Here is a 23,075-nt window from a genome sequence, read left to right on the forward strand (position 1 = left end):
AAGTCAATACTGTTGCAAGATACAATGTCATTGGAAGATATGAAAACTTATCGCGGAAGACAAGAAGTCCCAAAAGATTTCGATTCATTTTGGGATAAACAAATCAAAAATTTAAATTCCTCACCAGAATATAAATTAACTCATCAAGATTTTAATCTCCCAAATGTCGATTGTTACGAGCTTAGATTTAAAGGCACAAATGATTCGACTATTTATGCAAAATGTATTTTCCCCAAAAATAAAGAGAAGTGTCCTGTAGTATTCACATTTCATGGTTACATGGCACAATCACTAGATTGGTCAGTACTACTACAATATCCAGCTGCGGGTCTTGGAGTTGTAATGATGGATGTCCGTGGTCAAGCAGGCCAATCACAAGACAATACAAGATTTCGCGGTAATACTATAAAGGGTCAAATCATTCGTGGTGCTATCGATGGTCCTGACCACTTATTCTTTAAGGACGTCTATTTAGATGTCTATCAAATAGTTGAAATAATCTCAAAGCAATCTTTTGTAGATGAAAGTAAACTCTATAGTTACGGAGCTTCACAAGGCGGTGCGTTGTCACTTGTCGCCGCCGCTTTGAACAAAAAAATCACTTTAACAGTTGCGATATATCCATTCTTATCCGACTTTAAACGTATCCTTGAATTGGGAGATCAAAATGAACCTTATGACGAATTATTTAGATATTTTAAGTTCTCAGATCCTTTCCACACAACTGAAGAACAAATTCTAAATACTTTATCTTATATCGACATCAAGAATATGGCTCATAGAATCCAAAACCCTGTAAAACTCATAACTGGACTAGAAGACAATATCTGCTTCCCTTCGACTCAATTTGCCATGTTCAACCGGCTAACTTGTGATAAAGAAATGTTCACCCTTCCCGATTACGGTCACGAGGAAATGAATGTCCATGTTAACGATAAAGTCATGAATTGGTTGTCAGGTTCTAAGATCAAAATTCAAACCCAATAAGAAAGTGCAAAGAAACATGGTCAGCTTTCGAGCATTAAGACAGACAAGGTCAGTAATCCAACGGATTGCTGACCTTGTCTGTTTTAAGCGGAAAAAGCTATGTTTCTTTGCACGTTTAAGCTGCATATCTAGAAAAACACATTCTAATCATTTAATTTGTACGAACCCCATAGATAATTTAATCTATAAATATAGTCAAAATAGGAGGGATTATTATGGCTAAAAAATTATACAAAGCTACGATCAACCCGGTTGAAGGAATCAAGGTCAACAGTAACGTTAGAGATTTTGATTTTATCTTAGATGAACCAATCAAATCTGGTGGAACAAATGAGGGTATGAATCCTGTTGAAGCTCTATTATCAGCACTTGGAGCCTGTGAAACTATGGTTGCCAAGTCCTTTGCTAAATCACAAGGAATAATACTAAGAAATATCAAAGTAGAAGTTGAAGGTGTTTTTGATCCAGATGGTTACTTAGGTAAAAATCCCGATGCTAAAGTAGGATTTTCTAAGTTAACCTCTACTTTTTATGTTGATGCCGATAATACCGAGGAAGAAGTAAAAAAATACATTGAATTTGTAACTAAGCATTGTCCAGTACATGATACAATTGCAAATCCTCCAGAATTTGAGGATAAAGTTTCAACTTACTAGAGAGTGTGAAAAAAGGCGGTTTGCCACCGGAGCATAGCCTAGGGCCGCGAATGATTGGCACCATCAATCATTCGTGGTTCGTAGCTATGTGTAGGTTGCAGCCTTTTATCGCACGTTTAGTCTATAAAGTTCGGAAACTAAAAGAGGGAGTGACTCACGTCACATCCCTTTGTTTGGTTTAAGCGGAAAAAGCTATGTGTTGGCACACGTTTACGCTACACGTTTAAAGACAATAATATTTTTAACTGTTTCTAGCTAATTTATCAGCCTTTTCAGCCTCATCCACTTTAACTTCATACCAACCGAGTAACCGTTTGATATTAGAAAGTGCTTGTTCAGATGAAAGTATACTTAGCAACAAAATGCAAGGGAGATACTGTATCAAATAACGGCTACGTCCACCTTCAAATAGTAATAAAAACATGAATCCGCCGACCAATGATAATTTCAATATTCGAACAAAGTCATTTCTTTGACCAAAACCTAATGCAATCGTTACTAACAAGACTATCCACCATAATTGGGCCGTAAATCTAAAATCTGCGATATTTCTACCATATAGATATATAAAGTTCTTTAATTTATTAGTAATACCTTTATCACTCGGCTTTTGATTCTCTAGGAAAAAGTGGCCTTCTTTTAGCCAGCCAAAAGTTCCATCAGCTGTATTGTTTCGTTGTTTCAGAATCAGAAATTTAAAATAACCCCAAGGGCCAAGTTGTTTAAGCCTCTTTTTAAGCATATTAACGGAGTATTCAGATTTCTGCTTCTCAGTCGGTATAAAAGTCATTGCCACGGCCTGATGCCAGTCATATCCACCTTGTCCGTATACTCCCATAGCCATAAAATGAATAGCTGGAATAGAACGAGACTTATCAATTTCGATATATGTTTGATTTTGTATTTTATCATTGGCAACTTTATAAGTAGCGCCACCGCTGACTCCAATTAGTAATAGTGCTGAAAAAATCAATACTACACCTTGCATCGTAAAGTGCTTTTTCTTGATCAACCAATTCAATAAGCCAATAATTACAATTGCAACTACGGGAATAATAGCAGATGGCTTTACAAAATATACTAAAACAGCACTAAATCCAAATACTAATCCCGCTAAAACAAAGGACAACTGCTCCATTGGCGTCTTCATTTTTGCGGTTTTATGCATTACAAAATAACAAAATAAATACAGCGAAACTAGTGGAAGTGACCAAGCGTCTGTATAAGGCATGATAATCGTTGGAAAAACCATCAACCAAGCACAATGCATATAGATGGCTGTCCCTAATAGTTTCTTTCTAATGAGCCAAATACTCAATAAATTAAGTGCCGCCGATACATCAACAGTAACTAACGTCACATAATCAAAAAATAACCAAGATGTTTGACCACTTAAAGTAACCAACCAATGCATGAACAACATTATCGGCAAGTTATTTTGGTTAAGACTAAAATAACTAGTTACATCAACCTCTTGAGCATGTTTAACACTTGTAGCTGCATGTAACAACATCCCCGAATCAAATCCACTCGTTGGATGACAAAATGTAACAAAAAATATTTGACCAAGAACTACTAAAAATAAAATAAAACTACTAGTCCTTATCTGATGAGTTATAAAAACATTGTAAAACCAAGCTCTTATACTTGGATACGCGTAAATCATAACGCATATTGCCACAATAAAAATAATAAGTCCGGTCGTTAACATAGTTGTACTAGTCCCAAACGTATCATTGTCACCAAGAATGATATTTACTGAGGTTAACGCAAAAAAGAGAGTCAGAAAAAATAAGACTCTCCAAAATATATTGATCACTGAATTACTAAAATTATAAAGTCTACGCATCTGGTTTTTCCTGTTGTTTTTGTTCAGATTTAGTTTCTGCTTCTACCTCTGCCTCAGTTGGCAAAGTTCTTTCCGTAATATCTATACAATATGCACGTGTAGGAGAATCACTGACTTCGATTCTCATCAACATAGCGCCATTTGCACGCAATATTGCATCGATTTCATTAAAGAGATATTCCGTTACATTTTCAACTGTTGGATTAACAACTTTGAATTCAGGCAAATCATTTAAGAATTTACCAGACAAAGCATCAATGGCTCGATGCAATGATTTTTCGATATCAAAGAAAGAAACCATTCCTTCAAATACATGCAATTCGCAAGTTATTTCCCAAGTATGGTTATGTTTCTTACCAGTACCTGACTTCCAACGCACCGCATGACTGGCATTAACATACGATTTAATTTTATATGATCGTTGTTTTACCATGAATTATTCTCCCTTTCTATCCTTTTTTCGCTGCTCTCTTATTGTCTGAATGTCATCTTTAACAACATTTTTCAATTGACTCATTTCAGTATTAATACCACGCATACCCCAAGAAGCTTTGGTAGTCATAGCATTAATAATTCCTATCAAACGAATCCATGAACAAATAAATACATAAATCGGCAAAGTTAAAGTTACCCACCAAAGACGCACATAATAATGTTGTTCTTTAGGGTACTTTCGTAAAAGGATACTTACACTAATATAATTGACGACTGCCACAAAAACATATAGCGAATAGATCAGCAAATAAGACAATAAAAGTATCCATGCTGAAAATCCAAATGCTATCAATACAAAACTGGCAAAAGTCCAAATCATTCTTGGAAAACTGAAGGTATGATCGATCATCATTCTTCTTACCAAGAAATTATTAAAGAATCTCTTCAAACCGGCTGACTGTGACATATAGTTGTGGGTGACTTCTAATTCACCACGTTGCCATCTTTGCCGTTGCGTATACAACTCCTTAAAACCAGAAATAGGTTCAACATAAAAAATTGCATCCGCACAAATAACAACTTTTTTACCTAATCGAGTTCTTATCTGGAAAGTCATATCGGTATCTTCACCGACTGTATCAATATCATACAAAAATGTTTCCATTAAAACTTCTCGTCTGAACGCCGAAAAAGCAACCGACATAGTAAATAATTGATCACGAGAAGACTCGATCGTCCTCCCTGACATAAAGGCTTGGGCATATTCATAGTATTCATTCTTAGCTAAAATACGATGCCAAAATCCCTTTACATTTTGAACCATTTCTTCTTTAGGTAAAATTGCTCCAGTCATTGCAGCAATACTAAAATCATTTTCAAATCTTAAAACCATATTTTCTACAGCATGAGGTTCAAGTAGACCATCACTATCAATATTAATAACGTAAGTCCCAATACTCTCATAAATAGCCGTATTCAAGGCCTTAGCTTTACCATTGTCAGTATTTACATAACGTAATATCAACTCAGGAAAGGTATTTTGAGCTTTAGCATAGGCACCAAAACTATCATCTGTGCTTTGATTGTTAGCCAAGACAATTTGCATAGCATCTTTTGGATAAGTTTGATTATTTATAGAACGAATACAGTCAAATAAGGTATCTTCAGAATTATATACTGGAACAATAATGGATACATATGGCCATTTTCCAGGTGGTGTTAACTTCTTTTCATGCATGTGCATATGCATCAACTTGATCGTTGAAATAATTGCAGGAATTATCTCAACAACAATGGGAATAAGAGCCCATGTGATCCAAAAACCCATTCTGGTAAGTGCTAAATTAATCCAGTACATTACTTCTTTTTACCCCTCCAATCTATAAACTGTCGATAAATTCCACGTGCTAATTGAGAGTACGTGAAAACGTTATAATACAATGCAATGACTAATACGTAGAACACTAGTCGTCCGATAACTGAATGGGCCAAGAAAAATGACTGTCCACCCATAAAATGAACGATTGCAATAACTAATATCAATCTCAAAACATTGATCATATATATATATACTAATCCAAAAATAGCATAGAACACTTTTTCTTTACGTTCATACATTGGAAAGAAAACGACCAATGAGACGAACGCACACGTTTCAATAATTCCTGAACATTCATAATCTATCGACATAATTACTGGATTATGACCGTTAGTTATATACACTAGACCTGTTTTTAACATAACCGTTGTCCAGCCAGTAATTTTATTAAATATGTCTACACCATGAATAACTGCATGTGTAAAAAACCAGACCCAATATGGTCGGCTTATTGCCATTAAAATAAAGAAAAGTCCAGCACTACCAACAATAAAGAAGAAAGCAGATAACTGGGCTCGCTTTAGTACTGACAACATGTACAACCACACTACAATTCCTAGCAGGATGTATACGTTCATTTAACATCAGTCCTATTATTTAATTTATCTAACAAACTATTTACCAGAGATACGTGATTCTTTACGCTTCAAGTATCCAGCTTTCTTTAGTTTGACATAACCGAATCCAGCAATTAAAACTCCTACTCCAGAAATCAAAAGTGGACCAGTTGAACCACCAGAAGTTGTAACACTTTTGGCACCGATACTAGGATTATCGATAGTAACAGTTTGCCCGATCATTGTTGAGACATCTAACTTGCTGACATCTATTCTAAATTCGCCGACATTATTATCACCATTATTTGTAACATAACCGTTTCCGACTACCCCGTAGGATTTATCTCCATGATAATCTCCGGCTTGTAGATCAACTGCCTTAGTTTGTCCTTTATCTAGACTGCTTGGCATATTTTTTGAAAATACGGAGAACTTTTTATCACCAAAAGTAAGGTTGTATTCACCTTCACCTGGCACCATACCATATTTCATTTTTACATAGAAATAAACATAATGACCATCACTGACTAGGGCAATATATCCACCGTAGCCTTCTGTTAATTGGATATTTTTCCAATCTTCATATTTACCATCAATAACAATATTTAAATTATCATTTGTATTATTAGCATTAGCGTCAGTAGGTGTGTCACCTTTTTCGCTTTTATCTGCTTTACCGGTCACAGTACCAACAGCATCTTTTCCACCCACTGAAGCGATGGTTGTAGTAGCAGCATCGTTACCAATGTTAGAGTTTGTCATTGAGATTTCTTTACCAACATCAGAATCTGGTAAATTGAATTTACTCAAATCTATTCTAAATTCACCAACATCATGTCCATCTTCTTTAGAAACATATCCGGTACCGACTGTACCATACTGTGTTCCGTCGTAGTCGGATCCACCAGTGATACTGATTTGTTTTGGTTCATCACTACTTGTATCAGGGAACCAGGCATGATACTTTTTACCATCAATATTGAAAATGTAATCTCCATGACCAGGAACAGCAGCATATTTCATCTTAACGTAAACATCGATATATTGACCGTCACTTACCATCGATGTGTAACCGTTATAACCCTCAACTAATTTAGCATCTTTCCAATCCGAAAATTGACCGTCAATTGTAACTGAACTAGCGTCAGACGCAGCATTTGCAACTGAAGGTGTGAAAAACGCACTGGTTCCAGCAAATCCTAAAAGAATTGCACCGAGTACTATCATTTTACGTAATTTCATAACGATAGATTCCCCCTCCTTTAAAATAGAGATTCCTCAATCACCATTTTCTAAAGTTTATTACAAAAATATTTATACTTAATTATATTTTAACTCAATTTATAGCCGTTATAAAGATTCTTAGTTTTAGATATATAAAAAAGTTATCCGATCAATTATTTGTATTCATTCGTTAATATAACTAAAACAATTTATAATATAGACACCTTACTTTAGCTAGTTGTCATGATATAGTCAATAGCTATTGAAAAGTTTATTTAAACAAAGTTCTAGTACGCAAAAAAGGCAATTTATTATCGTCCTAATTAGAACGACGATAAATTGCCCTCGAAAAAAAATATTCTTATTGCATCTCTTCACGATCATTGAATCCATGAATGGTTCTGTAAACTCGTAAGTTTGCTAACCCTACATCACGGACATTTTCAATCGTCACTTTACGACTAGCACTATCTTTCCTATTAACGTAATGGTACAGAGGTAAATTATCTAAGTAGAATTTGTGTGCAAGAGTTGCATACTCCACATTAAAAACTTCATCTTCCATCAAATCTAAGTCAGTTTGAAAGCTAAGATTATTTTCTTTAATAATGGAAGTTTTATAAGCCTTATTCCAAGTATATCCCATGACTGTTCCATTGATTTTAATAATCTGTTTAATAGCTTCATCGCGATCAACAAAACCATTTTGACGATCAAGTTTTTTATTTTTTAATTTTCCATTCTCATTAAAGAAGCCGCAAGTAGCGAGATCAATATCATACTTATTAAAAAGACCAAGAAAAAAGTCAACGTAATCTGGCTCAATGTAGTCATCTCCGTCAACAAAAGTAACTAAATCAGTATCAACTGCTTGTAGTCCGGAATTTCTAGCTGCCGAAACCCCAGCATTTTGAGCATGATAAATAACTTTGATCCAGTCATATTTTTCTTCATATTTTTTGATAATATCCAATGTATTATCGGTAGAACAATCATCAACAATTATCAATTTGAAATTTTTATTAGTTTGTTCAATGATTGAGTCGATTGTTTTTGAAATATAGTCAGCAACGTTATACGCTGATACAATAATTGAAAGTTTATTTTCTGCCATTAATAAAATCACCTTAATAGCATTTTACTTCTAAAGACCTAATAGACGCAACGAATTATCAGGGAGGAAAATTATGAAACGCATTTTAAATCTCGAAGGTGCCATAAACTTACGTGAACTGGGGGGTTATAAAACCGCCAGTGGCCAACAAATTAAATATAATAAACTCCTTCGTTCAGGAGATATAAGTAACTTAACGCCCGAAGCTTTAAATTACCTTAAAAAATATGGATTGAAGTATGTAGTAGATTTTCGATCAGAACGTGAACAAAATGCTTGGGCTGATCAAGATACTAATTTTTATAAGATTTATTCAGATCCAGTTTACCCTCTCAAGGGAAACGGTGAAAAATTAATGAATGCCTTTGGAAGACAAGAATCATACTTAGGAATGATTTATCAATCTGTATTATTGGATAAATATGGACAAAGGGCCTATAAATTATTCTTTGATTTATTACTAGAAAATGACCAACCAAATGAATCACTACTATTTCACTGCGCCGCTGGAAAAGATCGTACTGGAATGGGTGCCATTTTAGTTCTAAAGGCCTTAGGAGTTGACGATGCGACAATTACCAAGGATTATCTTTTAACCAATCTCATGTACGCTGATACAGCTACGATTGCACGGACATTGAATGATGAAAAAGGTAACGAAGATATTAATAAAATGAATATGACTAAGGCCGATTTATCCAGTATAACTTCTGTATTCTCTGCAATTGAACATTATTATGGTAGTTTTGAGGATTATCTAGACTCTGCACTTGGAATAAATTCGAAAAAACTTAAAAAATTAAAAAAAATTTACTTAGAGTAGGATAACCTTTATAATCAATTTACAAAATAAATAGTTATGAAATGAGGTAGCCAATGAGCTTACTAGAATTAAAAGACGTAAAAAAGTCTTTTATGCTGGGAAAAAAGAAGTTCCCTGTCCTTAAAGGAATAAACTTAGAACTTAATCGAGGAGAATTCGTCTCGATTTTAGGGGAATCCGGTGGTGGTAAAACTACCTTACTAAATACTATCGGTGGACTAGATTCTCAATTTGAAGGAGATATTCTTGTAGACGGAAAATCCCTCAAAAAAGGATCTGACAAAGCACTGGACAATTATCGAAGTCATACTGTCGGTTTTGTCTTTCAAAGTTTTCACTTAATTAGTCACTTAACTATTTTAGAAAATGTTTTGGTTCCTTTAGAAATGTCCTCACTAAGTAAATCAGAACGTGTAGAACGTGCTAAAGACCTTCTAAAAAAAGTCGGTTTGGAAGAACACGTTACTAAACATACCAATCAATTATCAGGTGGACAAAAGCAACGTGTTGCTATTGCGCGTGCTTTGGCAAATGATCCTGAAATAATCATTGCCGATGAACCTACTGGAGCTCTTGATTCTCAAAACACAGAAGAAGTTCTAAAAATTCTTGATGACATCGCTAAAGAAGGCAAACTAGTTATTGCTGTTACCCACTCACAAACAGTAGCCGATTACGGAACTAGAATCGTCCACTTAGCTGATGGTGTTATTGATTCTGACAAAACTATTCGCGACAGTTACAAAATTGAAGAAAATATCAATAGTAATAAAAAAATTACTCATCTAAGTTTCATGGATACTTTCAGATTGGCTTGGGAACATATGCTCTACACTAAAGGAAGAAATATTTTGATCATCCTTGGTGCTGCGATCGGTATTTTCTCAGTTATCTTAATGTTAGGTCTTGGTTCTGGTGTAACTGGCTATATCAATGGAGAAATGACTAAGCAGATCAATCCCAATGCTATCCAAGTAACTAAGAACTTGCCTCAAAATGGAGCTAATTCCGATACAGATTCTATCAATATCACTAAATCCGATATGAAGAATTTTAAAGATATCGATAATGTCCAAAAAGTTGAAAAAGCTTATTTCTTACAATCACCAAAATTAAATTACAATAAGAAAAATACTTCAATACCATATTTCCAAACTTGGAATAACACTGAAAAGACTGGTGATATAACTAAGGGATCTAAACCTTCAAACGGTGAGATCATCTTACTTAAATCAGATGCCCAAAAATTGGACAAAAAGCATTATAAGAACCTAGTCGGTAAAACCGTAAAAATATACATCTCTACATTAGATGACGATAAAAAGCCTACTCAAGTAGCAATTGATCTAAAAGTATCAGGTATTATCAAATCCGGATCTTCCGCTATTACTTATGACACTTTGAAATCTGCTGCTAAAAAATCTAATGTTACTATTAAACCAAACTTTGCTACCTTAACTGTTAACGAAACAAAGAACGTTAAACCTGTTCAAGATAAAATAAAATCTTACCAGATGACAGTTAAGAATAAGAAACAAAATAAATACATGATCACAGGTGTTGGTGCCATCATTGACCAACTTAATACTTATCTAAATCTAGCCTTTTACGTTCTAGCAGGTGTAGCTGGTATTTCATTGATTGTTTCAGCCATCATGATCATTGTTGTTCTATATATCAGTGTTTCTGAACGTACTCAAGAAATTGGTATTCTTCGCGCCATCGGTGCTAGAAAGAAAGATATTAGAAATATGTTCGTTTCTGAATCATTCTTAATTGGTTTAGTTTCTGGTGTCTTTGCGGTATTGATTGCTTATGGTGTTCAACTGCTGATAAATAATGCCACCCAGAGCGCATTTAAAGCAACGATAGTCTCCATATCACCAGGAAATGCTATCTTTGGTATTGTTATTAGTATTATCATTAGTTTACTAGCCGCACTAGCTCCTGCAAGACGTGCTGCTAAACTTGATCCTCGTGATTCACTAACAGATGAATAATTAATTCGTTAGGGGCCGTGATATAAGTCACAGCTCCTTTTTTTCAAAATTTTTATAGACTAAACGTGCGAGAAAAGGCTGCAACCTCCACATAGCCACGAGCCACAAATAATTGATAATACCAATCATTCATGTCTCTAGGCTATACGGTGGCAAACCACCTTTTCTCGCACTCTATTTTTTTGTATAATTAAGTTTCAACAAAATCATTAATCAACAATTATGATGTTTTTGTGAACTTTACATAAGACATCTTTATGAACGTCCGTTTGTTTTGTATACTTATCTTTGTCAAAGTAATGGAGGAATAAATATGTTTTGTCCTAATTGTGGCCACAAGGTTGACCCTTCACAAAAATTTTGTGACAACTGTGGTGCTGCTTTAAAGAAAAAAAACACTGATGCTGATCTTAATACTGATGAACTTCATCAAGCTGAAGATGACGATACCATTCGTTCACTTTCAGAGATTGAGGCCGAATTAAAAGCAACTGAAAATAAACCTGAGCCAAAAGTTCAACAAGCTCCCGCTCAACAAAAGGAATATAGTCATAAAGAGCCAGCAAAACCTGTTCATAATAGTGAACCGGAACATTATGATCCGGTTAAAACTTATGAGCGTACAAAATCTAGTCCTGAAGATGCACTAGATGATAGAACTATGGCATACAATAAAAACGATTTTAGACAGGCTGCAAAAGTTTATCACGATCCATATACAAATAAACCTTATAAACCTTCAGAAGATCCGTTTAAGCCAACTAAGAGCAAACTTAAGAAACAACAAAAATTAAAGCAAAAAGAACAGGCAGAAAAACAAAGCGATGGTCTATTCTCAAATATGCTTAGTTTTGCCCGTAACAATAGTTACTTAAGTATCTTTGCGGTTATTATCACTGCAATTCTACTGGTTTTCAAACGAAATTATGGATGGATCGCCTTAGCAGTATTTATTCTGCTTTGGTTCTTAATGTCACAAATTAAGCATGGCAAAGAAGTTGGTTTAAATCAGAAGTTCTCACATTCAAATGAAAAAGACGATGATTCAAATGAGAACTATACTTCAAATAGTTATGATCAACCAAGAGAATATCAACGTCCAAGTCACCAAAAACAACCAACACACAAAAAGGAACATAAGATAAGAGATGCTAGTCGTGGTAAAAACTCTCGACAGATCCTAATTATTATTTCCTCAGTTATAGGCTTTATTTCGTCTGTTGGTGGGCCATTTATAAATGGAACTTCACTATCAAGTACAATTGCTTCTGCTGCTAATTACACGGCAAATCTTGGTGCGCAAACTGTCTTGATTATGAATATTTCTTCTGCAATTCGCTTGATCTGTTTCATTTCACCAGTAATAACTTTAATTGCTGCATGTTTTAGATCACATGGTAGTATCAGAATAGTTAGAATTTTTACATTTTTACCAACAATAATTTATGTATTGGTATATGCTATTTTCTCATCCGGCGTAGTAAATTCTGCTGCTATTACTGGTCAAACTGTTGTTGGTGGAACGGTATTCGGATACAGTTTCTATGTTCTTCTAATAACTTCAGTGATATCACTAATTTTGGCCTATACTTTAAGACCAATCCAAAGATAAAAAAAACGACTTTTTCGAGTCGTTTTTTTTGTATATTCGACAAAATAAGCTATAATTCAAGGTAAGAAAATCAAATATGTTTAAACATATTTGATTTTCGACAACCTCATTGCTTTACTAGACCTAAAGAATGAGGACGTAGCTACCAAAACCTCAACAGTTTAAAAGAAACTGCAGTTGCGGCAGTTACCTAGCTTCATGAATGGGATAGAATAAGGGGCCTAGCCCCTTATTTTTAAATCAATATACGGGGATGAAAAGTCGATACTAGAGATTAAATATTTTACTCGGCTTAGTCAGTTTCATGTGCTGACTCGACCATTTGAATAAACCCTCCTGATACATTACAACTACTAATACGTTTCCCAATAGGTGATCATATGCAACGAATAATATTAGGTTCAATGTTAATTCTATTAACCATTGGCCTTACCTCCCTGGGAATTATATACACCAAATTTAAAATAAGAAATGCTTCCTAAAAAAGGCTCTTGAGATAACTCTCAGGAGTCTTTTCGTTTACTTCATATATTTTATAAACCAATTTACAACTTGTTGAATAACTTCATCTTGATGCCATTCGATAGTACCGTGACCAGCATTTCTAATCATAACTAACTCAGTATCAACATTTTCATCTTTTAAAGCTTCGTACATTTTTTTACTTTGAGATGGTGATACTAACGTATCTTGATCTCCTGCCATCAACAACATTGGCGGTAAATTTTTCCTAACATAGTACATTGGACTAGCTATTTTAGCATTTTGAATATTTTTTTGAATAGACAAGAACGGATGCACACTGATATTAAGTCCATTCAGCAAGACAGCTTCTGGAGATGCTGGTGATTTGTGACTATTCTTAATATTTTCACTAAAGTCCGATCCAACAGTCAACAAGTCACTCAATCCATATAGCGAAACAACTGTTTTTACTGCCTCGGAAATTCCTAGATTATCACCCTTACTAAATTCTTTAGAATCAGCAACTGCAACCATCTGAGCTAAATATCCGCCAGCTGAATCTCCTAAAACTCCAATCCTATCAGGATCGATATTAAATTCCTCACTATGTACTCTTAAATATCTTAATGCGGCTTTACCATCGATCACTAAATCAGGAAAGACACTAGGAATAACTCTGTATTGTGCACTAGCAACCACAAATCCAGCACGAGCTAATGCGTATCGAAAATCTATAAACTTATGATAATCAGATTTAGTAAAACCACCACCAGGAAAATAGAGTATAGCTGGATGTGGCTTACTATTTCTTGGAACTAGTAAACTCATTTTCAATTCATTTATAACGTGTGAATCGTTTGTGTTGCCAAAGTTTTGTTCATAAACAACATCACGAAATTCATCTATTATTTCTTGATTAACAGATACTTCGATACTTTTCATTCTATCGCCTAGCTTTCAATTAAAAAATTCATTCTATCAGCAATATTAGTAAAAATCCCATCGACTCCATATGAGAACAATTCTCGAGCCCGGCTAATACTGTCAACTGTCCAAACATTTATCTGATAACCATAATCTTGCATCTTTTTTATTTTTTCTTTAGTTAGACCATTTGAATCAGGATGAATGATTTTAGCATGACAGGCTTGCATAGTTAAATTCCAATCTTCCTTTAAACCTACTTCATCAAACAAAACAGCGTATTTCAAATCAGGTTTTAACTTATACATTTTTTCTAACATGATCGGATTAAAACTAGAAATAATCAAATCAACATTATCATCCAAACGATCCAATGCTTCAGCAAATTGTTTAACTAGACTATCAGCTAAATAGTTAGCGTCATCCCCAACGACACCTTTTAGCTCGATATTAGCGTTTAACTTATGAATATTTAAAAAGTCGATCAATTGACCTAAAGTGGGTATCTTTTCACCACGATACTTTTCAGCAAACCAATAACCTGCGTCCGCATTTTTAACATCACTACTATCTAAAGTTTCAATCGACCCTGTGCGATTAGTAGTTCTATTCAATTTATCATCATGAATAATAAAGACTTGTTCATCTTTAGTTATACTCAAATCTGTTTCAAGCCAATCGATTCCATAATTTATCACTTCATTGAATGAAGCCATAGTATTTTCAGGCGCTAACGTCGGAATCCCTCTATGAGCAAATATTTTTTTAGTCATAATAATCCTCCATGATGTCATTATAGGCTAATTTCAATAAAATAAAATATCCCTTAGAAACACAAATCAAAAGATTCGTGCTCCTAAAGGACAATGTATTTATTATCTGATTTTAATTAAGCCTTGTATCTTGATTCACCATCTAAGTATGTTTCTGACAAGCTCATGTCATCATCCAAAATAATGAAATCAGCATCATGTCCTGGTGTGATAGAACCACACTTGTCAGCAATCTTAGAACTCTTAGCAGGTACGTAACTACCCATTGTTACAGCTTCTTCTTCTGTAGCGATGTTCCAATCAACAACATTCTTGATAGCATCTTTAAGAAGTAAAATACTTCCAGCTAAGTTATGAGGTTCTTCTTGCAATCTTACTTGTCCATCAGCAACAGTAACAGGTAATTCACCCAATACATATTCGCCATCTGGCATTAATCCAGCACTCATACAGTCAGTGATAAGTGCAATATGTTCTGGAGTCTTTTTGTCGATAAGGATTCTTGCAGCATATGGTTGAACATGATGTCCGTCACAGATAAGTTCGTCATCAACAAAGTTCATTGACATAGCAGCTCCGACCATACCTGGTTGGCGATGGTTCAAACCACTCATACCATTGTATGCATGTGTAAATCCTGAAGCACCGGCTTCAACACAAGCCTTAGCTTGTTCAAATGTGGCTGATGAATGACCTAGTGTAACAGCAACATCATCTGATGCAACAGCACTAGTGAATTCAACAGAACCTTTTCTTTCTGGAGCAATTGAGATCTTCTTGATCATACCCTGAGCAGCTTCTTGCCATTCTTCAAACTCTTTAACATCAGGATCTCTGAAATACTTAGGATTTTGAGCACCCTTATGTTCTTCTGTATAGAAAGGTCCTTCAAAATGGATACCGCGTACTTTAGCACCAGTAGCTTTTTGATAGTTTTCACCGATCATACGGCAAGTTTCCATTAATTGTTCATGAGAAGCTGTCAAAGTTGTTGGCAACCATGATGTAACACCAGCCTTCAATAGGCCTTCTGACATTTCATTGATTTTTGTCCAATCATTGTCCATAACATCATTTCCAACAAGTCCATGAATATGTGTATCAACAAGTCCTGGGGCAACCATTTTATCAGAATAGTCGACGATCTTACCTTCTGGCTTATTGTCCTCTGTGTAGAAAGCACCGAATTTACCGTCATCAGTAATTTCTAAGTAGCCACCATTTTCAGTCGTGTTCTTCAAAAAGAATTTTTTAGCATGAATGTAATATGTCATTATTCAGTCTCCTCCAAGTTATAAATTCATTATAACAATCATTAATGGTCTATACCAGATTGATTTAAGAATTTTTTCGTGCAATTTCATTTTCACGCTATCTAATAGATATGTAAATCTAAAAAAATAAAAAAACATATCGATTTTTCATTCGATATGCTTCTCCATAATTACTTAGCTTCTTCATATAATCTGATTTTGCTCTTAATAATTCTCTCACAAAGATCTGGATATGAAATACCAACAGCTTCTGCTTCTCTTGGCATCAATGAACGTGGCGTCATACCTGGCAATGTGTTTGCTTCCATTACGTATAATTCACTGTCACGTAATAAGAAGTCAACACGACCATAGTTACTCATAGCTAAAGCATCAAATGTTTCTTTAGTCATTTCTTGCATACGCTTATGAGTTTCGTCATCCAATTCTGGAGGTGTAATAAAGTGAGTTACACTGTTGTCTTGGAATTTGTGATCAAAGTCATACCAACCTGTATCAACAGTGATCTCAACAGCAGGTAAAACTAAACCATCAACGATGGCAACTGAGAATTCTCTACCTTTGATATATTCTTCGATCAATACTTCAGTATCAAATTGCAAAGCGTCTTCGATAGAAGAACCTAATTCAGATGCATCTCTAACGATATGTGTACCAACACTAGAACCACCATTTGAAGGTTTAACTACCATTGGGAAACCAAATGGAATATCTTCTTCTTTGATATCAGGTGTCTTAGTTGTTGTGTAGTCAGCTGTTTGAATATGCTTTTGAACAAATACTTCTTTAGAGAACTTCTTATCCATAGCAATACCTGAAGCTAAACTGCCACTTCCTGTATAACGAATGTCAAAGACATCAAACATTGCTTGCATCTTACCATTTTCGCCATCTTCACCGTGAAGTCCCATGTAGACAATATCGGCATGTTGACAAATTTTTAAAACATTTTTACCAAGCAATCCCTTAGTTCCGTCGGTACGCAATGCTTCGATTTTTTCGTTTGTTAAAACTTCATCATCAATAATCATTTTTGATTCGTCTTCTGGTTCAGTAATGAATAGATCGTCGATCTTATCTTCATCAACATCTTCACCTAAAAATGAATCAACATAAGCTACCTTATAGCCTTTACTTCTTAATGCGTTTGTAATTTTAGCACCTGATGAAAGAGAAACGTTTCTCTCGGTACTTTTACCACCTGAAAGGACAACAATTTTCATTGTTCGTTCACCTATTCTTTCTTTATTTTAAAAATTATTTAAGCGATTTCCTAGAACCTATAGAATACCACAAAACGGATTTAGTGACTATTTTGAAACTCATCAAGTTTAAAAATTATCGCTAAGTTCTCGAATTTTTCACATATTTTTGGTTTAATGTGGAGTAAGGAGGATTTAGCCTTGAAAAAGTTAAATATTGTTTTACTTAGTTTAGTATCTTTAATCACACTAGGAATCTTTAGTTCCCAAAGTGTAAAAGCTGATAGTTTAGACGATCAACCTGTTATGACTTTAGGAACGTCGCTGACTGACAGCCAAAAGCAAGGTACAATAGATGCTTTGTCTTCTCAAATCAACAACAGTAATTATAAGACTATTACCGTCAATGGTGACACTTTAGTTAAATATTTAAATCCCAGCGGTAGTTCTTTTACAAGTAACTCTGGTGTTTGGTCATCTGCTTTGATCGAAAAAACTTCATCAGGTTCAGGTATCAATGTAAAAATCGTCAACTATAATGGCAGTAATAATATAACTACCATCACAGCTGACCAATATAGAAATGCTGCAATCACTGCTGGTATAAGTGATGCTAATATTTATGTCACTTCTGCTACCAAGATTGACGGATCTGGTGCCTTAGCCGGTATCTATGCTGCATACTCAAATTCAGGTGACACCTTAAACCAAAGCCAAGTCAATGCAGCTCAAAACGAAATGGGTGTTTTAAGTAACATCACTGATGCTAACAAAGGTACTGATGGATATACCGATAAACAATTAAATAATGCTGTTGCTGGTATGAAATCTGATATTGCCCAAAAGGATACAAATATTACTGTTAACCAAATCACTACGATTGTTAATAACAACCTTGAAAAAAACGATTTACAAAATATAATTACCGATAATCAAAAACAAAAGATCATCAACTTGATGGTTGAAATTAGAGATTCCGGTGCATTGAAAAATTCAAACTTCAAAGATCAAGCAAGTAAATTAAGTAGTGATATTACAAGTAAAGCTAAAAATATATTCAATAATCTAAACACTCAAGAAAATCGTAATTTCCTACAAAAGATTTGGGACGGAATCGTTTCATTCTTCCAGGGATTATTTAATTAAAGAGTGCGATGAAACACGTTCAGCTTTCGAGCATTAAGACAAAGGACCCTATCAATCCGATTTTGGATTGATAGGGTCCTTTGCTTTAAGCGGAAAAAGTTGTGTGTCATTGCACGTTTATGTCGCAGTTTCCTATCCTCATTCTTTTAAATATCACATATTATCCATAGTTTGATTTAACAAGGAATCAACACGATTATTACCAACATTATTAGCGTGACCTTTAGTCCATTCAAAAGTTTTATCAGATATAGTTGGCAAAAGTTTGTCTAATTCACGCCACAATTCCACATTGATTGGTGCTGATCCATCAGCCTTTTTAAATCCCCTTTTTTTCCAACCATTGAGCCATCCCTTATTGATGGCATTCAAAACATATTGTGAGTCCAAAACAAAAATAATCTTACGATTATTCAAAGATAATGCATTTAATCGTTTAATACTTTCAATTAACGCCATTATCTCCATTCTGTTATTTGTGGCACCTAATTCACCATCAGTTCCCTCATATGTTTCGCCATCAACACTTATATGATATGCCCAAGCAGCTTTATCATCATTTCTGACATGACCACCTTTAACATTACCATGATTTCTAGAACCACCATCGGTATATACAACTACTTCAAAATCTTCTATATTAACGTTTTTTTTAGGTGACTTAGCTTTATAGGAATCATGTCCCTTCATAAAAGCCTCAGCCTCTTCTTTTGTTGTAAAGCTTTTATATCTGGCACCAGTAAATCCGTCGACTTGAGCCTTACATTCAGCCCATGTACGATATATTCCAGTCTTCTTACCATGTCTTACTGCATAATATTTTTGCACGTATCTTTCCTCATTTAGTTAATATTTATTCTGATTCATTATATAATATTAGATTGTTGGGGTGAACATATGGAAAATAAGCAATGGCCGGTTTTTTATATTCACGGTTTTCGCGGTGGGGATTTTACAACGGAAAAAATGATCCATTCCGCATTAAAATTCAATAATAAAAAAAATAGCGAGTATTTAAAAGCTACTATTAATTGGCGTGGAAAAATCACTTACGAAGGTACATGGACAAATGATCTTCATCCAATCATACAAGTAGTTTTTCAAAATAAATGGGTCGGCAGCAATCAAATTTCTTATTGGCTGTCGAAACTGTTATTTGACTTGCGAACCAAACATAATTTTGAAACATATGACGCCGTGGGCCATTCGTTAGGTGCCGTTGCTTTAGTTTTAGTTAACCTAAAAGAAAAATTGCATCCATATATCCCCAAACTCAAAAAACTAGTTCTAATCGCCGGTCCTTTCAATGGCATTATCGGTTTAGGTGATCTTCCAAATGTTAACCGTATAAAAGCCGATGGAAGACCAGCTTTCATGAGTCCTACCTACTTTAGAATTTTTATGGGTCGTAACAGTATATCTAAAGATTTAAAAGTATTAAATATTTATGGAAATGTTGATGATTTCTCTAACACTGATAAATATATTTCGGTTACTTCCGTAAAATCTATCGAATATATTTTAAAGCCTCGTATCAAGCAATATATCGACTATCCAGTAAATGGCTCTAATGCGGAACACTCGTTATTGCATGATGATTCTGGTATTCTAAAAATGGTTAATGGATTCATATATACTAAATTGTAGAAGAAAGCGTCACTATTTTGATAAAACTGAAATCATATCGACCATTTATTACTAAAAATTTTATTTGGGAGTTTCCAACTCATTTTAAATTAAAAGAAGTCAGTGAATTTATTGATGAGGATATTCCTAGAACAACTGAATACATCAGTAATGCGGCTAAAGAAATAATGCATAATAAAAGTGTGATTTGGCTGTTAAAAAATAAAGAAAATAATAAAATCGTTGCTCTAATAAGTTTTACTTCAGTAAATTTCATTAAGAAATCAGCTAAATTACAAATGATCTTAGGCGATTTAACAAGCACCGAAAAAAAGGAAATTGCTGATCGTTTATTTATTTTTGTAGATGAACAATTAGAGTTAAATACTATTCATTTTGATCGACTTGACGAAACTATTCTCAAAAAGTTCACATTAAATGAGTATAATATGAATAAACAGGAATTAAAGAGGAGCTAATTAAAACATGATTGGATATGGATACGGATTATTTGATCCTACCTTTATTCTTATTATCATTGGTCTAGTAATCAGCTTGTGGGCATCTTGGTATGTTAAGCATAACTTTAATAAATACAACCAATACCCTAGTCAACGTGGTGTAACCGCCAAAGAAGCTGCTAGATTCATTTTGGATAAAGCAGGGCTAAGCAATATTCAAATTAAACAAATTCAGGGAGATTTAACGGATAACTATAATCCTGGTGACAAGACACTAAACTTATCAGAATCAACTTACGATTCAACATCAGTTGCAGCAATCGGCGTTGCAGCGCACGAGTGTGGACATGCCATCCAAGATCAAAAAAACTACGTACCAATGCGTGTACGTTCGGCCATCGTTCCAGCGGTAAATCTTGGCTCAAACGCATCCTTCCCTATTATCATTTTAGGTATGGTACTTGGTATGAATCATTTTCTTATCACAATTGGTATTTGGTTGTTTGCATTAGTTGTTTTATTTCAAGTGGTAACTTTACCAGTTGAATTTAACGCTTCAAGACGAGCAGTTAATATCTTAGATTCCGGTGATCTATTGACCAGTGAAGAGGTTCCAATGGTCAAACAAGTATTATTTGCGGCCGCTTTAACATATGTTGCTGCTGCAATTTCAACCGCATTACAATTATTAAGATTAATTCTTATTTTTGGAAACAATCGTGAATAATAAAAATCGATCTGATATCAGTCAGGTCGATTTTTTTGTTCACTCATTATTTCTTTTATAAACTATCTCTCAAAGTTAGATTTTCATCATAATTTGAAGTAAACTTTTTACTATGATTATGGAGGGGATTAAATAATGATTGATGTATGGATTATTTGGCTAATATTACTTATCTTATTGCTAAATACTATTTCTGCACTTATCACAGTTTTTCATAGACCCAGAAATATCGTTACCACTTGGGCATGGATACTAGTTTTGACTTTATTGCCAATAATAGGATTCTTGATCTACGCCTTTTTTGGACGTGGAATTGCTCAAGAAAAAATCTTCAGTATCAGTAATCAAAAGCACGTTGGACTAGATCAATTGAAATTAATGGAACTAACTGAACGCAAAAGACAGCTAGCCATTAAAAACCAATCATCCAGCGCCATTACAAATAGATACGACCAAACAAGATATGCTGAACATATCATAAAATTTTTTAACGAAACAGAAGAAACTCCTTTAACACGTCATAATAATGTTGAATTAGTTTTCGATGGTAAAGAAAAGTTCGAAAAAATGTTTGAAGATATTAAAAATGCCAAAGAAACTATTCATGTTGAATATTATGCTTTCATCAAAAGTGATATTGGAGAAAAATTCCTTAAACTTTTAACCCAAAAAGCTAAAGAAGGACTTGAAGTTAGACTACTTTACGATCCATGGGGATCAAATGGGACTCGTAAAAGATGGTTTAGAGAATTTCAAGAAGCTGGCGGAGAGGTACTGCAATTTATTACTTCTAAAAACGTTATCGCTAAAACTCGTTTAAATTACCATTTGCACAGAAAAATCGTTGTAATTGATGGCTGTATTGGTTGGACTGGTGGTTTTAATGTCGGTGATCAATACGTCAACGTCACTGAAAAATTCGGTTATTGGCGCGATACTCACGTTCGTATCAAAGGTGTTGCCAGCTTATTGCTACAAGAACGTTTTTTCCAAGATTGGAATGCATCTATCGAAAGAAGTGAAGAAGCACTTGCTTTCTCTGAAAAGTATTTTCCATCCAATAGATTCGATAACAACGATAATATTCCGATTCAAATCGTCACTGACGGACCCGATAGTCGTTCTGAAATATTAAAAGACGGTTTTATTGACATGATCATCAGTGCTAAAAAAAGTGTCTGGATTCAATCTCCTTATCTTGTTCCTGATGATCCAATGTTTACAGCATTGACCATTGCCGCAAGATCAGGAGTTGACGTTAGAATAATGATTCCTTGCATGCCTGATCATCCCTTCATTTATCGTGCTACACAATATTATGCTAACTTATTGACTAGCTACGGAATTAAAATTTATAGCTATCAAAAAGGGTTCATGCACGCTAAAACTAGTGTTTTTGATGAAAAAATTTGTTCTGTTGGATCAATGAATCAAGATTTCAGAAGCTATTCTTTGAATTTTGAAGCTAACGCTTTTATCTATGATTCAAAAATATCTCATAAAGTAGCTCGAGAATTCGAAAAGGATATGAAAGATAGCCTTTTGATAACTCCTGAAGTAATCAAAAGCCAAGGTAAATGGTTGCACTTTAAACAACGATTTTCCAGATTATTGTCACCTATTCTTTAGAGTGTGAGAGTGTGACAAAAGACGCTCTGCCACCGGAACATAACCTAGAGCCACGAATGATTGGTACTATCAATCATTTGTGGTTCGTAGCTATGTGGAGGTTGCAGTCTTTTGTCACACGTTTAATTTATAAAAATTTGAAACCGAAAAAAGGAGGGTACTGAGTATATAATTTGATACAGATAAATAAGAGCACTTCTGGGAAAATAATTC

At 34.5% G+C, this 23,075-nt stretch carries 20 protein-coding genes and 1 pseudogene; 10 read left to right on the plus strand and 11 right to left on the minus strand.

The features are described from left to right. Positions 1-12 precede the first annotated feature (12 nt). Both FC72_RS07070 and FC72_RS07075 read left to right on the plus strand, forming a co-directional pair. Positions 13-987, plus strand: a complete 975-nt coding sequence (locus tag FC72_RS07070) for an acetylxylan esterase (RefSeq protein ID WP_057766209.1) — start codon at positions 13-15, stop codon at positions 985-987. 215 nt (positions 988-1,202) lie between these two features. Next, positions 1,203-1,643 (plus strand): OsmC family protein, encoded by a 441-nt coding sequence (locus tag FC72_RS07075; protein WP_057766211.1) that lies wholly within the window; start codon positions 1,203-1,205, stop codon positions 1,641-1,643. Positions 1,644-1,884: 241 nt separating this feature from the next. On the opposite strand, the gene FC72_RS07080 is transcribed toward FC72_RS07075, so the two are convergent. The 6 genes and pseudogenes from FC72_RS07080 to FC72_RS07105 form a co-directional block, all read right to left on the minus strand. Beyond that, positions 1,885-3,492, minus strand: coding sequence for a TIGR03766 family XrtG-associated glycosyltransferase (locus FC72_RS07080; RefSeq protein WP_057766213.1), 1,608 nt, complete (start codon positions 3,490-3,492; stop codon positions 1,885-1,887). Between the two features lie 70 nt (positions 3,493-3,562). Further along, positions 3,563-3,925, minus strand: a pseudogene (locus FC72_RS07085) (6-carboxytetrahydropterin synthase); the annotation flags it as partial. Between the two features lie 3 nt (positions 3,926-3,928). Beyond that, positions 3,929-5,284 (minus strand): TIGR03111 family XrtG-associated glycosyltransferase, encoded by a 1,356-nt coding sequence (locus tag FC72_RS07090; RefSeq protein ID WP_057766215.1) that lies wholly within the window; start codon positions 5,282-5,284, stop codon positions 3,929-3,931. Then, the gene (gene xrtG, locus FC72_RS07095; RefSeq protein ID WP_057766217.1) at positions 5,284-5,883 is read right to left on the minus strand and encodes an exosortase family protein XrtG; all 600 of its coding nucleotides are present in this window, start codon (positions 5,881-5,883) and stop codon (positions 5,284-5,286) included. The genes FC72_RS07090 and xrtG overlap by 1 nt, the downstream gene beginning before the upstream one ends. Positions 5,884-5,919: 36 nt before the next feature. After that, positions 5,920-7,104 (minus strand): Firmicu-CTERM sorting domain-containing protein, encoded by a 1,185-nt coding sequence (locus tag FC72_RS07100; RefSeq protein WP_057766219.1) that lies wholly within the window; start codon positions 7,102-7,104, stop codon positions 5,920-5,922. 343 nt (positions 7,105-7,447) lie between these two features. Further along, positions 7,448-8,200, minus strand: coding sequence for a glycosyltransferase family 2 protein (locus tag FC72_RS07105; protein ID WP_057766221.1), 753 nt, complete (start codon positions 8,198-8,200; stop codon positions 7,448-7,450). 73 nt (positions 8,201-8,273) lie between these two features. Between FC72_RS07105 and FC72_RS07110 the strand changes: the two genes are divergently transcribed. The 3 genes from FC72_RS07110 (at position 8,274) to FC72_RS07120 (ending at position 12,635) form a co-directional block, all read left to right on the plus strand. Further along, positions 8,274-9,023 (plus strand): tyrosine-protein phosphatase, encoded by a 750-nt coding sequence (locus FC72_RS07110; protein WP_057766223.1) that lies wholly within the window; start codon positions 8,274-8,276, stop codon positions 9,021-9,023. 53 nt (positions 9,024-9,076) lie between these two features. Next, positions 9,077-11,023 carry an ABC transporter ATP-binding protein/permease gene (locus FC72_RS07115; protein ID WP_057766225.1) on the plus strand — a complete coding sequence of 649 codons (1,947 nt, stop codon included), beginning with the start codon at positions 9,077-9,079 and terminating at the stop codon, positions 11,021-11,023. 313 nt (positions 11,024-11,336) lie between these two features. Continuing rightward, positions 11,337-12,635 (plus strand): zinc-ribbon domain-containing protein, encoded by a 1,299-nt coding sequence (locus FC72_RS07120; RefSeq protein ID WP_057766228.1) that lies wholly within the window; start codon positions 11,337-11,339, stop codon positions 12,633-12,635. Positions 12,636-13,154: 519 nt separating this feature from the next. On the opposite strand, the gene FC72_RS07125 is transcribed toward FC72_RS07120, so the two are convergent. The 4 genes from FC72_RS07125 to FC72_RS07140 all read right to left on the minus strand — a co-directional run bounded on the left by FC72_RS07125 (position 13,155) and on the right by FC72_RS07140 (position 17,294). Next, positions 13,155-14,042: an alpha/beta hydrolase gene (locus FC72_RS07125; RefSeq protein WP_057766229.1), complete on the minus strand. Its 888-nt coding sequence runs from the start codon at positions 14,040-14,042 to the stop codon at positions 13,155-13,157. Positions 14,043-14,050: 8 nt separating this feature from the next. Beyond that, entirely contained in the window at positions 14,051-14,797 is a 747-nt protein-coding gene (locus tag FC72_RS07130; RefSeq protein ID WP_057766231.1) for a glycerophosphodiester phosphodiesterase family protein, read from the minus strand. 116 nt (positions 14,798-14,913) lie between these two features. Next, positions 14,914-16,071, minus strand: a complete 1,158-nt coding sequence (nagA, locus tag FC72_RS07135) for an N-acetylglucosamine-6-phosphate deacetylase (protein WP_057766232.1) — start codon at positions 16,069-16,071, stop codon at positions 14,914-14,916. 170 nt (positions 16,072-16,241) lie between these two features. Continuing rightward, the gene (locus tag FC72_RS07140; protein WP_057766234.1) at positions 16,242-17,294 is read right to left on the minus strand and encodes a D-alanine--D-alanine ligase family protein; all 1,053 of its coding nucleotides are present in this window, start codon (positions 17,292-17,294) and stop codon (positions 16,242-16,244) included. A 156-nt stretch (positions 17,295-17,450) separates the two neighbouring features. Here FC72_RS07140 and FC72_RS07145 point away from each other — a divergent pair, with 156 nt between their 5' ends. After that, entirely contained in the window at positions 17,451-18,419 is a 969-nt protein-coding gene (locus tag FC72_RS07145) for a DUF1002 domain-containing protein (RefSeq protein ID WP_083480783.1), read from the plus strand. A gap of 153 nt (positions 18,420-18,572) precedes the next feature. Here FC72_RS07145 and FC72_RS07150 read toward each other — a convergent pair whose 3' ends face one another. Next, on the minus strand, positions 18,573-19,247 hold the full coding sequence (locus FC72_RS07150; protein WP_057766238.1) for a ribonuclease H family protein: 675 nt from the start codon (positions 19,245-19,247) through the stop codon (positions 18,573-18,575). A gap of 69 nt (positions 19,248-19,316) precedes the next feature. Between FC72_RS07150 and FC72_RS07155 the strand changes: the two genes are divergently transcribed. From FC72_RS07155 to cls, 4 genes are all read left to right on the plus strand, one after another. After that, on the plus strand, positions 19,317-20,066 hold the full coding sequence (locus tag FC72_RS07155) for an alpha/beta hydrolase (protein WP_057766242.1): 750 nt from the start codon (positions 19,317-19,319) through the stop codon (positions 20,064-20,066). Between the two features lie 17 nt (positions 20,067-20,083). Continuing rightward, on the plus strand, positions 20,084-20,524 hold the full coding sequence (locus tag FC72_RS07160) for a hypothetical protein (RefSeq protein ID WP_057766245.1): 441 nt from the start codon (positions 20,084-20,086) through the stop codon (positions 20,522-20,524). 7 nt (positions 20,525-20,531) lie between these two features. Next, positions 20,532-21,233, plus strand: a complete 702-nt coding sequence (locus FC72_RS07165) for a zinc metallopeptidase (RefSeq protein ID WP_057766248.1) — start codon at positions 20,532-20,534, stop codon at positions 21,231-21,233. A 135-nt stretch (positions 21,234-21,368) separates the two neighbouring features. Continuing rightward, complete coding sequence (cls, locus tag FC72_RS07170; RefSeq protein ID WP_057766250.1) at positions 21,369-22,862, plus strand: cardiolipin synthase; 1,494 nt, start codon at positions 21,369-21,371, stop codon at positions 22,860-22,862. Positions 22,863-23,075: the final 213 nt, after the last annotated feature.

The organism is Companilactobacillus tucceti DSM 20183 (assembly GCF_001434665.1).
In the GTDB taxonomy this organism is placed as follows: domain Bacteria; phylum Bacillota; class Bacilli; order Lactobacillales; family Lactobacillaceae; genus Companilactobacillus; species Companilactobacillus tucceti.

Bases quoted from the DNA above. Each gene is read 5' to 3' on its own strand.
- FC72_RS07115 (WP_057766225.1), top strand. From the start codon at position 9,077: ATGAGCTTACTAGAATTAAAAGACGTAAAAAAGTCTTTTATGCTGGGA.
- FC72_RS07165 (WP_057766248.1), top strand. From the start codon at position 20,532: ATGATTGGATATGGATACGGATTATTTGATCCTACCTTTATTCTTATT.
- FC72_RS07120 (WP_057766228.1), top strand. From the start codon at position 11,337: ATGTTTTGTCCTAATTGTGGCCACAAGGTTGACCCTTCACAAAAATTT.
- nagA (WP_057766232.1), bottom strand. From the start codon at position 16,071: ATGACATATTACATTCATGCTAAAAAATTCTTTTTGAAGAACACGACT.
- FC72_RS07155 (WP_057766242.1), top strand. From the start codon at position 19,317: ATGGAAAATAAGCAATGGCCGGTTTTTTATATTCACGGTTTTCGCGGT.
- FC72_RS07140 (WP_057766234.1), bottom strand. From the start codon at position 17,294: ATGAAAATTGTTGTCCTTTCAGGTGGTAAAAGTACCGAGAGAAACGTT.
- cls (WP_057766250.1), top strand. From the start codon at position 21,369: ATGATTGATGTATGGATTATTTGGCTAATATTACTTATCTTATTGCTA.
- FC72_RS07125 (WP_057766229.1), bottom strand. From the start codon at position 14,042: ATGAAAAGTATCGAAGTATCTGTTAATCAAGAAATAATAGATGAATTT.
- xrtG (WP_057766217.1), bottom strand. From the start codon at position 5,883: ATGAACGTATACATCCTGCTAGGAATTGTAGTGTGGTTGTACATGTTG.
- FC72_RS07105 (WP_057766221.1), bottom strand. From the start codon at position 8,200: ATGGCAGAAAATAAACTTTCAATTATTGTATCAGCGTATAACGTTGCT.
- FC72_RS07130 (WP_057766231.1), bottom strand. From the start codon at position 14,797: ATGACTAAAAAAATATTTGCTCATAGAGGGATTCCGACGTTAGCGCCT.
- FC72_RS07090 (WP_057766215.1), bottom strand. From the start codon at position 5,284: ATGTACTGGATTAATTTAGCACTTACCAGAATGGGTTTTTGGATCACA.
- FC72_RS07100 (WP_057766219.1), bottom strand. From the start codon at position 7,104: ATGAAATTACGTAAAATGATAGTACTCGGTGCAATTCTTTTAGGATTT.
- FC72_RS07145 (WP_083480783.1), top strand. From the start codon at position 17,451: ATGTGGAGTAAGGAGGATTTAGCCTTGAAAAAGTTAAATATTGTTTTA.
- FC72_RS07075 (WP_057766211.1), top strand. From the start codon at position 1,203: ATGGCTAAAAAATTATACAAAGCTACGATCAACCCGGTTGAAGGAATC.
- FC72_RS07080 (WP_057766213.1), bottom strand. From the start codon at position 3,492: ATGCGTAGACTTTATAATTTTAGTAATTCAGTGATCAATATATTTTGG.
- FC72_RS07110 (WP_057766223.1), top strand. From the start codon at position 8,274: ATGAAACGCATTTTAAATCTCGAAGGTGCCATAAACTTACGTGAACTG.